Genomic DNA, 15936 nt, shown 5'->3' on the forward strand with positions numbered 1-15936 from the left:
TAGACCAGTTACATGTTTATATAAGACTCCATATCTTCATATGATGCCTTTCACAGAAGATTTTTAAAATATGTGCCCCATTCCAGAAAAATTAGGCTTAAGCCCAATAGGAATTAATAAAAAAAACAATCAAATATTCTGTGCAACCTCAGCTATGGCAAGCCTAGGCGGTTACATTAAAGCCACTGATGATCAAGGCAAGGCTCGTGCAGGGCCTAACAATTCAGGCAGGAAACACACATTAATGGCCTACAAGTCAATGCTGCTTCACTTGATACAGCAAGAGGCTTGGCAATAAATCTGGGCAAAAATAATGACCGGCAAGAATTCTTCCCCTATCAAAGACTGCAATGAGTTGACCTTAAGTTAAGTGTCAATTTTCTAACAATATAACTTGTTAAAGATGACACCGACAAAAAACCACCTCTAAAGTGCTACGTCTAAAATTAAGCCAAGCTTGCTTTCGCTTTTTCAACGATAGCCGCAAAAACTTCTTTTTCGTACACAGCAAGATCAGCCAATACTTTACGGTCGATTTCGATTGCCGCTTTTTTCAAGCCAGCAATGAAACGGCTGTAAGACATGCCATTGATACGTGCAGCAGCATTAATACGAGCAATCCATAGAGCACGGAATTGACGCTTACGCTGACGACGGTCACGGTACGCATATTGACCTGCTTTGATAACCGCTTGTTTCGCTACGCGAAACACACGGCTACGTGCACCATAGTAACCTTTTGCTTGCTTTAAAATCTTCTTATGACGGCGACGAGCCTGAACACCACGTTTTACGCGAGGCATAATATAAACCTTTTACTAATTAAAATTGATTAAAAAAAACTATTAAATGTAAGGACACATACGAGTGATCAATGGAGCATCACTTGCAGCCACTTGGTTCAAAGAACGCAGGTGACGTTTACGTTTAGTAGACTTCTTAGTCAAGATATGACTAGTATGAGACTGCTTATGTTTAAAGCCGTTCGCTGTACGTTGGAAGCGCTTAGACGCGCCACTGTGTGATTTAATTTTTGGCATGATAACACCACTCTCGCATTCGTTAATGTTAATGTAATTATTAGCCCCTTATCACTAAGAGGCGTTTAATTACTTCTTCTTTTTAGGGGCCAGCACCATAGTCAATTGACGACCTTCCATTTTCGCAGCTTGTTCAACGACACCATATTCACCTAAGTCTTCAGCGACACGGTGCATAAGTTGCATGCCAAGCTCCTGATGGGCCATTTCACGGCCACGATATCTAAGCGATACCTTAGCCTTATCCCCTCCTTCAAGGAAACGTATCAGGTTGCGGAGTTTTACCTGATAATCCCCTTCCTCCGTCCCTGGACGGAATTTAATTTCTTTTACCTGGATCTGTTTAGCATTTTTCTTTTGAGCAGCTTTCGCTTTCTTTTGCTCAAAAATATGCTTACCGTAGTCCATAACTTTACAAACAACTGGATCAGAGTCAGCAATTTGCACTAGGTCAAGCTTCTCTGCTTCCGCTGCTGCTAGCGCTTCTGCAATCGAAACGACACCAACTTGATCACCATTAGAAGCGATCAAACGCACTTCAGTTGCTTGAATATTCTCGTTGATTTCTGGACGCTGCTTACTCGCTTGACGTCCACGATTCATATTACCTTTTATAGCTCTATCTCCAATTATTGTTTACGACTACGGCGGGCCACTTCAGCATGAAGCATTTCCTCAAAATCCGTAATACTCATGACGCCGAGATCATCTCCAGTACGGGTACGAACAGCAACTTGTTGTTGTTCAACTTCTTTATCCCCTACTACAATCAGATACGGCACTCGTGTAGAGTGTGCTCGCGAATTTTAAACCCGATCTTCTCGTTTCTCAAGTCAGTTTGGCTCTTAAGCCATTAGAATTAAATCTTTTTACCAAATCTTCGCAATATTGCGACTGTCGATCGGTAATATTCATCACAACAACCTGTTCAGGTGACAACCAAGCTGGCAATGAACCTTCTGTCTCTTCAATCAAAATACCGATAAAACGTTCCAACGAACCTAAAATAGCTCGGTGCAACATAACCGGTGTTTGACGCGTTCCATCTTCAGAAACAAATTGAGCACTCAAACGTGACGGCATTGAGAAGTCACATTGAATAGTACCACACTGCCAAATTCGGCCGATGGCATCTTTTAGAGAGAATTCAATTTTTGGTCCGTAGAAAGCACCTTCACCCGGCAATTCTTCCCACTCAAGATTAGCGGCATTTAACGCCTCAGCTAATGCTTTTTCTGATTTATCCCATACTTCATCAGAGCCAACTCTTTGCTCTGGACGAGTTGAAAGGCGGTAAATGATATCAGTAAAGCCAAAGTCATCATAGATTTCATGCAACAACTTAATAAATGCTGACACTTCTTCTTGAATCTGATCTTCCATCACAAAGATATGACCATCATCCTGAACAAAATTACGCACACGCATAATACCATGCAAGGAACCCGATGGCTCATTTCTGTGACAAGAACCAAATTCTGCTAAACGCAGAGGCAAATCTCGGTAACTTTTAAGACCCTGATTATAAACCTGAACATGACAAGGACAGTTCATCGGTTTAATCGCGTAATCACGGTTCTCAGCATGAGTGGTAAACATACCACTACTAAACTTACCCCAGTGACCTGATTTCTCCCACAAAACCCTATCAACTATCTGAGGCGTTTTGATTTCTTGATAACCATTTTCGCGTTGTTTTTGGCGAATATACTGCTCTATAGTTTGATATAAGCTCCAACCTTTATGATGCCAAAACACCATTCCAGGTGCTTCTTCTTGCTGATGAAAAAGGTCTAACTTTTTACCCAACTTACGGTGGTCACGTTTTTCAGCTTCTTCTAAACGATGCAAATGTGCTTTAAGCTCTTTTTTATCATTCCAAGCCGTACCATAAATTCGTTGTAGCATGGCATTATTGGAATCACCGCGCCAATAAGCGCCAGCAAGCTTCATTAATTTAAAGTGACGTAATACACGGGTGTTTGGCACATGGGGTCCACGGCACATATCTGTGTATTCTTCATGATGATAAAGGCCTACTTCTGAAATAGACTCATCAAGCCCGTCAATCAATTCAACTTTATAATCTTCTTCACGCTCAACAAATAAAGCTCTCGCTTCTGCAACAGGCGTCATACGCTTATTAACGTCATAATCTGTCTTAATGAGTTCGCCGATACGTTTTTCAACAGCTGCCATATCTTCAAGCGTTAAAGAGCGCTCATAAGCAATGTCATAGTAAAAACCATTTTCAATGGTTGGTCCTATCGCCATTTTAGCCGTTGGAAAAAGTTGTTTGACTGCGTGACCTACAAGGTGGGCAAAAGAGTGACGAATAATCTCAAGACCATCTTCATCCTTCCCTGTCACTATACTTAAATTTGCATCTTGATTAATGAGTTCACATGCATCAACTAGCTCACCATTGATACGTCCTGCAACGGTTGCTTTCGCTAAACCAGGACCAATATCTTGAGCCACTTGCATTACAGTGACAGCATTTTCAAAAACACGTTGACTGCCATCAGGCAAAGTTATTACTGGCATTTTATTCCCCTATCGAGGTCAGTGGTGCTCGATACCAAAGAGCACATGGAAATTAAGGCAAGTAACCTAACACTTTTGGGCCCAATAAGCGACTTAATTATGTGGATTTGAACGAGTTTTTGCGGGCTTTTGAAATAAGATAAAAATCACACAAACTTTCTCATCAATGCCCATGGACTTTATTTTTTTCCAAGGTAAAATTGCGCTCCGTTTCACAACAATCTCTAATTATTCCTTAAAGGCACTATGGAACTTAATTTACTTGAAAATTACTGCATTGAGACCACTCAAGCAGAACCTGACTTATTACTTGAACTCATCGAGAAGACATATTCTGACATGGGTTTCCCTAATAAGTTATCAGGTAAAACCATTGGCCGCACACTCAAGCTTCTTGCAAGCTTAGTGCAACCTAAAAAAGCATTAGAGATTGGCATGTTTACGGGCTATTCAGCGCTATCGATAGCCGAAGGCATGCCTGATAATGGACAACTCACATGTTGTGAAACCAATCCCAGAGCAATTGAATTTGCTCAATCTTTTTTTGATCGCAGTCCACATGGACATAAGATCATACCTATTTTCGGACCTGCATTAGATACCATCGCCAAGTTAGAAGGAAATTATGATTTTGTCTTTATTGACGCTGACAAACGTAATTACCTTAACTACTATGAATCGGTGGTGCCATTAGTAAGGCCCGGCGGACTCATTGTGATAGATAACTCAGTTTGGCAAGGACGTGTTTTACAACCTGAGGAAAATAGCGATCACGCTGTTGTCGCAATGAACCAACGCATACTTGAAGATGAACGAGTAGAAAACGTTCACCTTAATATTCGAGATGGGTTAAATCTCGTTTTAAAAAAATAACCCCTACTTAATTTAAAGTTCACACACCTGCCACCGCCATTAGCATGGCAGGTGATGTATTGCTTTATGCTATTCAAAAGATAAATCGAAAGAGGCAGCGATTTTGGTCGTTTTTAAAATTACGAATAACGAAACAAACAAAAATTATATTGGGACATCCTTTAATGATGCCTTCCAGCGTTTTGAACAATATGTTGATGCCGCTGGTGAAGGGCTAGATTTCCCTTTGTATGAAGATATTCGTACCTATGGTGCAGACGCTTTTTCCGTTGAAGAGCTATTTGAAACAAATGATAAAGAAGAGCTATACGAACTAGAGCAAGATTATGTTGCTATCTATAGCGGTGTCAGTCTTCGTGGCTACAAAATTGGCCAATCTACAGCTAAACCTGTTTTTACAGGCTTTGGCAGCAAGGCAAAATTTGATGCTAACGGCGTATCAACAGCGGAAGTCCCTAAAAAGACAACACGTAAAACCACTAAAAAAGCTGACACAGCAAGCGCGAAAGCAGCAGCATCCTCTATCAAAAAACCAAGTTCATTGTTTGGCGAGTTGATCGGGGAAGACAGGTTAGACGGCCCATCTTCAGCAACCTTTGAAGACGTTAAAAAGCCATCTACCATTAGCCGCCCTAGCAACAAAAGCAAAACAGCACCTAGTAAAGCAAGCATCCAAAAGATGCTACGCGAAGCTGAAAAAAGCGCAAAACAAGAACGCGAAGAAAAATTAAAGTCTGCACAACAAGATCAAGCGGAAGAAATGGCATTGATCATGGCTAAAATCGATATGACGTCTAAATCTGCCACATCGGCATTTCGTCGTAGAAAAAGCTAAGCTCTCGCTTTTTTCTAAGCCAAATAAAAAGCCCAATCTAATCAAATTAGATTGGGCTTTTTAGTGCTCTTTATATAGTGAGCTAAGCGATACCAATAAACTTAAGCGCGTGCTTTTTTCAATGTATCCGAAATTAAGAAAGCAAGCTCTAGTGACTGGTCAGCATTCAATCGTGGATCACAATGGGTATGGTAACGATCTGCTAAATCAGCTTCTGTTACTTGGAAAGAACCACCAACACATTCAGTCACATTTTGACCTGTCATTTCAAAATGCACACCACCTGCATAACTGCCTTCTGCTTTGTGCACTTCGAAGAACTGTTGAACTTCACGCAAAATACTATCAACAGCACGTGTTTTATAACCATTTGATGCTTTTACGGTATTACCGTGCATCGGATCGCTGCTCCACACTACCTGCTTACCTTCGCGCTCAACGGCTCGAATCAGTTCTGGCATACCTTCGGCAACTTTATCAGCACCCATACGTACAATTAAGTTCAATCTGCCGGCTTCGTTTTCTGGATTTAATGTATCAATCAAACGAATTAGGTCATCTGGCTTCATGGTTGGACCCGCTTTAACACCTATCGGGTTTTTTACACCACGCAAGAATTCAACATGCGCACCATCCAATTGACGTGTACGATCGCCGATCCAAAGCATATGAGCAGAACAGTCATACCAGTCACCGGTCAAACTATCCTGGCGCGTTAGAGCTTCTTCGTAAGGTAATAAAAGTGCTTCATGTGATGTGTAAAACTCAGTTTCACGCAATTGCGGAACACTTGAGTCAAAACCACAGGCTTCCATAAATTGTAGTGATTCATTAATCTTATGAGCTATCGCGCCGTATCGCTCGCCCGCTGGGCTATTCGCAACAAAGTTTGAATTCCATTTTTGTACTTCATGAAGATCAGCAAATCCACCTTGAGCGAATGCACGCAAAAGATTCATAGTTGCTGAACTTTGGTTATATACACTTAATAAACGTTCTGGATCTGGAACACGTGCTTGTTCCGTAAAGTCGATCCCGTTAATGATATCACCACGATAACTTGGTAATTCAATGCCATTAATGGTTTCAGTGTTTGCTGATCTTGGTTTAGCAAACTGACCTGCCATACGGCCAATTTTGACAATTGGGCACTTACCGGCAAAGGTTAATACTACTGACATTTGCAGCATAACTTTAAATGTGTCACGAATATTGTTTGCATGGAACTCAGCAAAACTCTCTGCGCAATCACCACCTTGAAGTAAAAATGACTTTCCTTGCGCTACTTTTGCAAGGGCACTTTTTAATTGACGCGCTTCACCTGCAAACACTAGAGGAGGCATGGCCGATAATTTATCTTCTACCGCTTTTAATTGCGCTAAATCTGGATAAATTGGCTGCTGTAATGCTTCTTTTGATCTCCAACTAGTGACATCCCACTGACTCATATCTTTTTCAACCTTCTAATTCACTTTCTCTTTTTTCATCTTTAATTCAGCAGCCTCTAACGTGCTACTACCCACAATATTTCTGCATCTTCTTCCGACAAGGACACGAGTGCATGCCCCATCGCAGCATCATAATACACGCTGTCGCCTTCATTTAATTCAATTGGTTGATAAAATTCAGAGAAAAAGTTTATCTTCCCGCCTAGAACCAATAAAAACTCTTCACCATCGTGCCTCACCCACTCTTTAAACTCTTCAAACTGCCTTGCTCTTACTCGAGTTTTGAAGGGCACCATTTTTTTTCGGCTAATGGAGGGGTTTAATAGTTCATGTTCATAGGTCGCTGTAGGATGAGGCTCTCCCGATCCTTTGCGAGTAACATCTCGACGCCCCGCAATGGAGTTAGGGGTGGTTTCCACAAAAAGTTGTGGCAAATCCATCCCTAAGCCCTGAATCAATTTTTGGACTATGGTAAAGCTTGGTGAAACCTGATCATTTTCGATTTTAGATAATGTAGATCTAGCAATGCCAGTTCGCTTACTTACTTCTTCTAATGTCCAACCTTTGCTTAAACGAATTTCCTTTACTCGTTTCCCAAGCTCTAGTGGTTCTACAAAATTATCCGGCTCTGCTGCTTTAGCCGTTTCTAACGACGGTCGACTTACCATAATGCACCCTTACACAATCAAGAGACAAAGTGTACTAAAACTCACGCGGTTAACCTATCGTGATTTACGCTTTTTATCACCACATAACGACAAAGGCCTGCTAATGCAGGCCTTTGTACCATTTCTAACGCTCAATATTTACCTGTTAAATCATTAACCATCAATATTAATCGTATATTCTTGATCATTATAGATAATTGAAACCGTGTCTGAACTATTTACCGAGCCACTATTATCTGAATCAAAGTCGGAATCACTGCCGAATGAAGCAACATCAGAACCATCAACTTTCACAGCACCATCTGTTGCACTCACATGACTTGATAAAAACTCAGCAATTGCATCCGTGGACGCATCATCAGCAGGAGCATCATCCATATCAGATAACAACTCAGTAATATCTAACGAATCCTCAGCAGCATCAAAGTCAGTAATAGTGTCATTAGTATCCTCTAAGACAAACATATCAGCACCAGTACCGCCTGTTAGCGTATCACTACCAGTCCCCCCGACTAATATATCGTCATCAGCGCCACCTGAAAGTGAATCACTTCCGCCTTCACCCATAAGAATGTCATCACCAGCATCTCCGAGCAATGTATCACTGTTCTCACCAGCATAAAGAAGGTCATCACCATCACCGCCAGACAGATAATCATCACCGGTATCACCCTCTAACAAGTCTGATCCATCACCGCCATAAAGGTCATCATCATTCGATCCACCTTCTAGCCAATCATCTCCGTCTTCACCTGATAGATAGTCATCACCACTTTGCCCTATAAGATGATCATTATCATCACCACCATAAATAGTATCATCTTGAGAACCACCATCTAGGTAATCATTACCTGACCCACCATCGATATAGTCAGCACCAGATTGCCCTTCTATATAGTCATCTCCACCTTGACCATAAACAGTGTCATCATTCGAGCCACTATCAATAATATTGTTATTAGAATCACCAACAATATTGTTTGCTTTCCAATCTTTATGCACATATTGATCACTACCATTCTGACCATATGAAGCATCATCTTGTGTAAAGGCAGCGATCCTATCATCAAGACTTGTAATATCCTGAACATAACCACTTGAAGCGCTCTCACCAGCATTGTCTGATGTGTAAGATGTTGGGTATGCGTCACTACCTAACACATTATAATTAGCACCACCGTCATCGGATAACTGTACATCAAAGACATAAGCGCCACCTTGATCCCAATACACGATTTCAATGGTATGTTCACCGGAGGTGGCTATATCAAAGGTTTCAATTTTGGTCGTTGGTGATTGGATATAATCCGCTGAGGCAACAACAACGCCATCAACAATGATTTGATAGCCATCATCGGCATACACTTTAATGCTATAAGAGCCAGCATCAAGCGACACATCACCCGTCATATAGATAACAGCATCACCAGTCTCTGTGCTTGGATTAGCACTCAAGCTTGCGGCATCATCACCTAAGAAATCTTCCAGGTTAGTATCACGACCTAGATCCCCTGTTCCGTAACTATAACTTAGCTCGGTTGCAGTAAAGGTCGCTGTCGGATCATTCTCATTGACCACAGCCATCGCATCGTCAATGTCGGATAAATTACCATTGGTACTATCGTCATAAGCATAGTATTGGGCACTTAATCCAAGCACTGTGGCTGTACTACCTTCTACACTCACGGTTTGAGTAACCGCTTCACTAGTGCCACCTTCTGAGCTTGTCACTGTAACTGAAACATCAAAGCTTTCAGTCACATCACCTGTATCTAGTTGTAAGCCAGTCAACTGAGCTTGAGTCAGAGCATAATTACCATCTTGATCAGGGTTTATCGTATTACCATTACTGTCCAAGAGAGAAACACCCGCTGGCAAGGCAGCAATCGAGTAAGTAAGGGTTTCACTGCCATCATTATCCGTTTGAGCGGCACTGATAGTCAGTTCGCGAATCGAGCTATTCGAATCCAATGTTGCCTGGATATTCGAGATATCCACTTCTTCATCACTGCCCGTACTATCAACAATAAAGTCAACCTCAACTTGCCCGTTACTATCCAGAACAACAGAATAACTATTACTTTGAGATTCTGATTCGTTATAGTTAAGGCTGTAGGTAAAGCTCTCTAACAAGACATCATTTGCATAGATTTCATAGCTATCAGCGTAAGAGCCACTCGATTCCCATTCTCCTGAAATAATGGAATCAAAGGATAAGATGACGGTTTGACCCGCATTCTCAACACCAAAATCAAGCGTGCGTGTTTCAGTATCTTCAGAGCTTGTATTAAGACCTAGATTACTAACATTTGAACTGGTTTCTGTACTTTCCTCAGAGCCAGCTTCTCCCAGCGTCACTGCTAATGTTGGTATATCTGCAACAGCAGTTACATCAATATCCAATGTCGAAGAATCACCAGTATTTGTTGTATAAGTTACTTGCGGTACATCACCCGACCAATCTTCAACCGGCGTAAAGCCATAAGAGCCATCACTATTAATTACAATCTCACCCACACCCGCTATCGTGATTGCGTTACCCGCATCAGCAACTTGCCCACTGACAGAGTAACTCGACACACTAATATCTAAATCAGTGATATCATTGGCCAAGACACCATTCTCAGCATCAACAGAAATGACCACATCTTCGGACGATGTATAAGTATCTGCATGGGTTTCAACATCATTTTCGATATCAATACTTAAGGTATTAACAACCGTATCACCATCCGCATCGACAACAGAATAAGAGTAACTAATAGTTTGTGCACCATTGGCTTCAACCGATGCCACTAAGCTATCAGATGCAGTGAAGGTGTATGAACCATCACTATTCACAACCAAGGTACCGTTATCATCCGTGCTACTAGCGGCAACAACAGAGCCTCCATCAGCACCAACATCCAACTCTAATGTACCCGATACAGATTGAGCATTTGATGTCGGTGCATCAATATGAGCCGTTAAAGAGTAATTCCCTGTTGCCCCTTCTGCCGTGCTGATTGTTGTTACAGTATTATTATTTGAGTCAGTAAAACCTTCTATCACTATGGTATACGTCTGACCATCGACCTCAACATCCACACTCTGAGTTTGAATAGTGACAGTATCATCTGTGTCACTACCCGTGTTTACCGTAGCAGAATGAGTCACGGCAAGTGCGATAGTCACTGCCGTTGTAGTGCCATTAATTTCAAGATCAAAGGTGATATCAAGGTCTGCCGATTCTAGCGAGCTTGTATTACTTGAAACCGCCGTATTAACATGTTCAAAATCAAGTAGATCAAAGCTTATGCCACTTTCAACCTCTGACCCTGTGCCAGATGTGAGCCCTGTATCATCGGTTAAAGCTAAAGATGACGCACCATCACTACCTGTCCCCCAGGCAATTTCATCAATTAATGCATCCGAATCATTATCTGTCTCAGTAACCTCATTTTCATCAGGAGCATAAGAGGTATCTGAGAAACCCGCTTCGAGGTTCTTAACTGTGATAGTGCTTGCAGCAGAAAGCGTCAAGCTTGCCGTGCTAGTTGTCGCCTCAGGTGAGTCATCTTGGATACTAATACTGACCGTTTCACTTATATCGTTTTCACCATCACTAACCACCACGTCAAGATCAAAGCTTAATTCATCTTCGGTCGTGCCATCAGCATGATCAACTGGCCCACTTAATGTGCTTGTATAGGATGCAACCCCATCAACTGGATCGGTGGCAGTCACACGAATAACTTCCACCCCATTAGCACTACCTATCAATGTATCAGTGCCGGTACCAGACCAAACAATCACAACACCGTTGGATGTCAAACTATCCGTCGGAGCGGTCAAAGTGACAGCCAAATCACTAGTATCTTCATCACTCACATTAAAGTTTGTTGTGACACTGGTGACAGTAGAATCCCCAAATTCAGGGTTTGCGTTCGTCAAGCCTTCTTCAGAAAGAGCAGCGTCCGCAATCGAACCAATAACAGGCGCACTATTTGAAGTATCTAATTCAAGTGTGTCCGTTGCGATACTCGTATTACCAGCACTGTCAGTAACCGTAGCCGTCACACTGATATTGCCATCGCTCAACCCGCTCAGATCAGTATCCGCTACAATCCAACTGCTACCGTTTTGGGTTGCAGTGACTGTTACAGTATTCGCTGGATCATCACTATCAGTAAAAGTAACCTGAACACTCACCGCATCCTCGTCAACACCTGCCAAGCTGACAGAGACGTCTGACACTTCTGATTCATCTGTTTCTTCATCAGTAGCGGCGACTGTCACACTAAAGTTGTTATCAGCATCCGCTGACGTATCTATTGTATGACTAGAAGTCCCGATACTATTGACCGTATTACCCGCCGCATCACTTGAACTAACAATCACATTAAATTCTGTGACCGCTACTAAGTCGCTACCTGCAACATCCACTGTCCAGTTGCCATTTCCATCAACTGTAGTTGTGTAGTCTTCGCCATTAATCGTCATGGTCACGGTATCGCCTGCGCCAATATCACCACCTGCGGCAGTACCTGTCACGGACACAGTACCAGCGGCTTCGCTCGCATTAACAACATCATCACTTGTTATTTGATTAATCAAAACTGTGCCGGCGTCTGCAACCGTATCCTTCACAATGGTTTCGGTGAAAGAATCTTCCGTATTACCCGCCGCATCCGTCACATTTACGACCACAGATAAAGTACCATCTAATAAAGCAGTGACATCACTGGTAACCTCAAAGTAATCCTGATCAATCATGACCTCATCACTGGAAATGATGACCTCATTACCTTGAGAGTCAGTAATGGTAATCGAATTAACGCTGCCACCTGCTTCAAAGAAACCGCTGATTAAAATATTGCCTTGCTCATCAAAGTTAACAACGTTATCCGAATCAGCATAATTATTGTCTTCAACGAATACTTCAACATCAGCAAATAGATCAACTTGGTAAACCTCCGTACTTGATGCTGAGAAGCTATTTCCAGCATCATCTGTACCAGACACAGTCACTTCGATACTCGGGTTAGCCAATGATGTATTTGCCAACGTAGAACCCAATACATCGACTGAGTATAAATAATTGCCATTGTCGTCCTGCTCAGCTGAAACAGTCCCTTCGCCAATAACATTGCCCTCTAATGTAATCGTAATCAGATCCCCAGGTTGAGCATCATTACCAACATGACCTGTGATCGCTACCAAGGCGCCCGTTGCAGACTCATCACTATTAATAATGCTATCCGAGGTTATCCAATCAACATCAATTCTGCCTTCGGCTGAGGTATCTACCGTATGAGTTGAAGAGCCTGTGCTTTCGACTGTGTTTCCGGCCGCATCGCTTGACTCAACAACCGCATTGAACGCCGTGTCCGCTGCCAAGTCGCTACCTGACACGTCAACAGACCAAGAGCCATCCGCGCCGACTGTTGTTGTGTAGGTGATCTCGTTGATTACCAAGGTCACAGTATCACCTGCTGCGATATCGCCACCTGTCGCCGAACCTGTCACCGCGATGGTCTCGCCGCTTTCAGTCGCATTGATCACATCATCCGATGTGATCGCATCCACGGTCACCGAATTAACCCCTACAGAAACTTCAGCAGTATCAAAACCACCATTACCATCGCTAACGGTATAAGTTATCGATGCCGTTCCTGTAAATCCATCTGCTGGCGTAAACACAAGCTCATTATCAACAATCTCAACCACCCCTTGCTCAGCAGAAACACTAGCAGCAGTAATCGTTAAGCTATCCCCCTCAACATCAGTATCATTACTTAATACATCAAGAGTAATCGCCGATCCTAATGTAACACTACCAACATCTGCCACAGCAACTGGCGCATCGTTTGTGCCGGTCACGGTAATCGTTAAGGTCGTTGTGTCGGTCGCATTTTGGTCGTCGGTCACGGTCACAGGGATTGTTATCACCTGTGTTTCACCTGCTTCCAAGCTGTCGTAAGACGACGCATCGAAGCTGTAAGAACCGTCCGCATTCAGCGTCAAGCCTTCGACTGTTGACTCGGTGCTGAACACCAAGCTCGCATCGTCAGCCAGATCCACATCGCTGGCACTGATGGTGCCTGTGATGCTCGCGTCTTCTGCCACCGCACCTGTTGCGGCTTCAGCAACTGGCGCATCGTTTGTGCCGGTCACGGTAATCGTTAAGGTCGTTGTGTCGGTCGCATTTTGGTCGTCGGTCACGGTCACAGGGATTGTTATCACCTGTGTTTCACCTGCTTCCAAGCTGTCGTAAGACGACGCATCGAAGCTGTAAGAACCGTCCGCATTCAGCGTCAAGCCTTCGACTGTTGACTCGGTGCTGAACACCAAGCTCGCATCGTCAGCCAGATCCACATCGCTGGCACTGATGGTGCCTGTGATGCTCGCGTCTTCTGCCACCGCACCTGTTGCGGCTTCAGCAACTGGCGCATCGTTTGTGCCGGTCACGGTAATCGTTAAGGTCGTTGTGTCGGTCGCATTTTGGTCGTCGGTCACGGTCACAGGGATTGTTATCACCTGTGTTTCACCTGCTTCCAAGCTGTCGTAAGACGACGCATCGAAGCTGTAAGAACCGTCCGCATTCAGCGTCAAGCCTTCGACTGTTGACTCGGTGCTGAACACCAAGCTCGCATCGTCAGCCAGATCCACATCGCTGGCACTGATGGTGCCTGTGATGCTCGCGTCTTCTGCCACCGCACCTGTTGCGGCTTCAGCAACTGGCGCATCGTTTGTGCCGGTCACGGTAATCGTTAAGGTCGTTGTGTCGGTCGCATTTTGGTCGTCGGTCACGGTCACAGGGATTGTTATCACCTGTGTTTCACCTGCTTCCAAGCTGTCGTAAGACGACGCATCGAAGCTGTAAGAACCGTCCGCATTCAGCGTCAAGCCTTCGACTGTTGACTCGGTGCTGAACACCAAGCTCGCATCGTCAGCCAGATCCACATCGCTGGCACTGATGGTGCCTGTGATGCTCGCGTCTTCTGCCACCGCACCTGTTGCGGCTTCAGCAACTGGCGCATCGTTTGTGCCGGTCACGGTAATCGTTAAGGTCGTTGTGTCGGTCGCATTTTGGTCGTCGGTCACGGTCACAGGGATTGTTATCACCTGTGTTTCACCTGCTTCCAAGCTGTCGTAAGACGACGCATCGAAGCTGTAAGAACCGTCCGCATTCAGCGTCAAGCCTTCGACTGTTGACTCGGTGCTGAACACCAAGCTCGCATCGTCAGCCAGATCCACATCGCTGGCACTGATGGTGCCTGTGATGCTCGCGTCTTCTGCCACCGCACCTGTTGCGGCTTCAGCAACTGGCGCATCGTTTGTGCCGGTCACGGTAATCGTTAAGGTCGTTGTGTCGGTCGCATTTTGGTCGTCGGTCACGGTCACAGGGATTGTTATCACCTGTGTTTCACCTGCTTCCAAGCTGTCGTAAGACGACGCATCGAAGCTGTAAGAACCGTCCGCATTCAGCGTCAAGCCTTCGACTGTTGACTCGGTGCTGAACACCAAGCTCGCATCGTCAGCCAGATCCACATCGCTGGCACTGATGGTGCCTGTGATGCTCGCGTCTTCTGCCACCGCACCTGTTGCGGCTTCAGCAACTGGCGCATCGTTTGTGCCGGTCACGGTAATCGTTAAGGTCGTTGTGTCGGTCGCATTTTGGTCGTCGGTCACGGTCACAGGGATTGTTATCACCTGTGTTTCACCTGCTTCCAAGCTGTCGTAAGACGACGCATCGAAGCTGTAAGAACCGTCCGCATTCAGCGTCAAGCCTTCGACTGTTGACTCGGTGCTGAACACCAAGCTCGCATCGTCAGCCAGATCCACATCGCTGGCACTGATGGTGCCTGTGATGCTCGCGTCTTCTGCCACCGCACCTGTTGCGGCTTCAGCAACTGGCGCATCGTTTGTGCCGGTCACGGTAATCGTTAAGGTCGTTGTGTCGGTCGCATTTTGGTCGTCGGTCACGGTCACAGGGATTGTTATCACCTGTGTTTCACCTGCTTCCAAGCTGTCGTAAGACGACGCATCGAAGCTGTAAGAACCGTCCGCATTCAGCGTCAAGCCTTCGACTGTTGACTCGGTGCTGAACACCAAGCTCGCATCGTCAGCCAGATCCACATCGCTGGCACTGATGGTGCCTGTGATGCTCGCGTCTTCTGCCACCGCACCTGTTGCGGCTTCAGCAACTGGCGCATCGTTTGTGCCGGTCACGGTAATCGTTAAGGTCGTTGTGTCGGTCGCATTTTGGTCGTCGGTCACGGTCACAGGGATTGTTATCACCTGTGTTTCACCTGCTTCCAAGCTGTCGTAAGACGACGCATCGAAGCTGTAAGAACCGTCCGCATTCAGCGTCAAGCCTTCGACTGTTGACTCGGTGCTGAACACCAAGCTCGCATCGTCAGCCAGATCCACATCGCTGGCACTGATGGTGCCTGTGATGCTCGCGTCTTCTGCCACCGCACCTGTTGCGGCTTCAGCAACTGGCGCATCGTTTGTGCCGGTCACGGTAATCGTAAGGTCGT

9 protein-coding genes and 1 pseudogene are annotated in these 15936 nt (G+C 44.6%); 3 read left to right on the forward strand and 7 right to left on the reverse strand.

Annotation, left to right across the window (positions count from 1 at the left end; genetic code table 11):
* Positions 1-70: 70 nt before the first annotated feature.
* Positions 71-298: a hypothetical protein gene (locus MED121_RS22755; protein WP_009836157.1), complete on the forward strand. Its 228-nt coding sequence runs from the start codon at positions 71-73 to the stop codon at positions 296-298.
* Positions 299-446: 148 nt separating this feature from the next.
* Here MED121_RS22755 and rplT read toward each other — a convergent pair whose 3' ends face one another.
* The 4 genes and pseudogenes from rplT to thrS all read right to left on the reverse strand — a co-directional run bounded on the left by rplT (position 447) and on the right by thrS (position 3587).
* The gene (gene rplT, locus MED121_RS22760; RefSeq protein WP_009836158.1) at positions 447-803 is read right to left on the reverse strand and encodes a 50S ribosomal protein L20; all 357 of its coding nucleotides are present in this window, start codon (positions 801-803) and stop codon (positions 447-449) included.
* 42 nt (positions 804-845) lie between these two features.
* On the reverse strand, positions 846-1040 hold the full coding sequence (gene rpmI, locus MED121_RS24170; protein WP_009836159.1) for a 50S ribosomal protein L35: 195 nt from the start codon (positions 1038-1040) through the stop codon (positions 846-848).
* A gap of 69 nt (positions 1041-1109) precedes the next feature.
* Complete coding sequence (gene infC / locus MED121_RS22765; protein ID WP_009836160.1) at positions 1110-1643, reverse strand: translation initiation factor IF-3; 534 nt, start codon at positions 1641-1643, stop codon at positions 1110-1112.
* 26 nt (positions 1644-1669) lie between these two features.
* Positions 1670-3587: pseudogene (gene thrS / locus MED121_RS22770) on the reverse strand (threonine--tRNA ligase).
* Between the two features lie 246 nt (positions 3588-3833).
* On the opposite strand from thrS, the gene MED121_RS22775 reads away from it, so the two are divergent.
* Entirely contained in the window at positions 3834-4460 is a 627-nt protein-coding gene (locus MED121_RS22775; RefSeq protein ID WP_009836163.1) for an O-methyltransferase, read from the forward strand.
* Positions 4461-4563: 103 nt separating this feature from the next.
* Complete coding sequence (locus MED121_RS22780; protein WP_009836164.1) at positions 4564-5295, forward strand: GIY-YIG nuclease family protein; 732 nt, start codon at positions 4564-4566, stop codon at positions 5293-5295.
* Between the two features lie 101 nt (positions 5296-5396).
* Here MED121_RS22780 and MED121_RS22785 read toward each other — a convergent pair whose 3' ends face one another.
* From MED121_RS22785 to MED121_RS22795, 3 genes are all read right to left on the reverse strand, one after another.
* Positions 5397-6743, reverse strand: coding sequence for a 3-deoxy-7-phosphoheptulonate synthase class II (locus MED121_RS22785; protein WP_009836165.1), 1347 nt, complete (start codon positions 6741-6743; stop codon positions 5397-5399).
* A 56-nt stretch (positions 6744-6799) separates the two neighbouring features.
* Complete coding sequence (locus tag MED121_RS22790; RefSeq protein ID WP_009836166.1) at positions 6800-7411, reverse strand: XRE family transcriptional regulator; 612 nt, start codon at positions 7409-7411, stop codon at positions 6800-6802.
* Between the two features lie 153 nt (positions 7412-7564).
* Entirely contained in the window at positions 7565-15919 is an 8355-nt protein-coding gene (locus tag MED121_RS22795; protein ID WP_036181731.1) for a VCBS domain-containing protein, read from the reverse strand.
* Positions 15920-15936: the final 17 nt, after the last annotated feature.

The organism is Marinomonas sp. MED121 (assembly GCF_000153025.1).
Classification (GTDB): Bacteria; Pseudomonadota; Gammaproteobacteria; order Pseudomonadales; family Marinomonadaceae; genus Marinomonas.

Bases quoted from the DNA above. Each gene is read 5' to 3' on its own strand.
- MED121_RS22755 (WP_009836157.1), top strand. From the start codon at position 71: ATGTGCCCCATTCCAGAAAAATTAGGCTTAAGCCCAATAGGAATTAAT.
- rplT (WP_009836158.1), bottom strand. From the start codon at position 803: ATGCCTCGCGTAAAACGTGGTGTTCAGGCTCGTCGCCGTCATAAGAAG.
- rpmI (WP_009836159.1), bottom strand. From the start codon at position 1,040: ATGCCAAAAATTAAATCACACAGTGGCGCGTCTAAGCGCTTCCAACGT.
- infC (WP_009836160.1), bottom strand. From the start codon at position 1,643: ATGAATCGTGGACGTCAAGCGAGTAAGCAGCGTCCAGAAATCAACGAG.
- MED121_RS22775 (WP_009836163.1), top strand. From the start codon at position 3,834: ATGGAACTTAATTTACTTGAAAATTACTGCATTGAGACCACTCAAGCA.
- MED121_RS22785 (WP_009836165.1), bottom strand. From the start codon at position 6,743: ATGAGTCAGTGGGATGTCACTAGTTGGAGATCAAAAGAAGCATTACAG.
- MED121_RS22790 (WP_009836166.1), bottom strand. From the start codon at position 7,411: ATGGTAAGTCGACCGTCGTTAGAAACGGCTAAAGCAGCAGAGCCGGAT.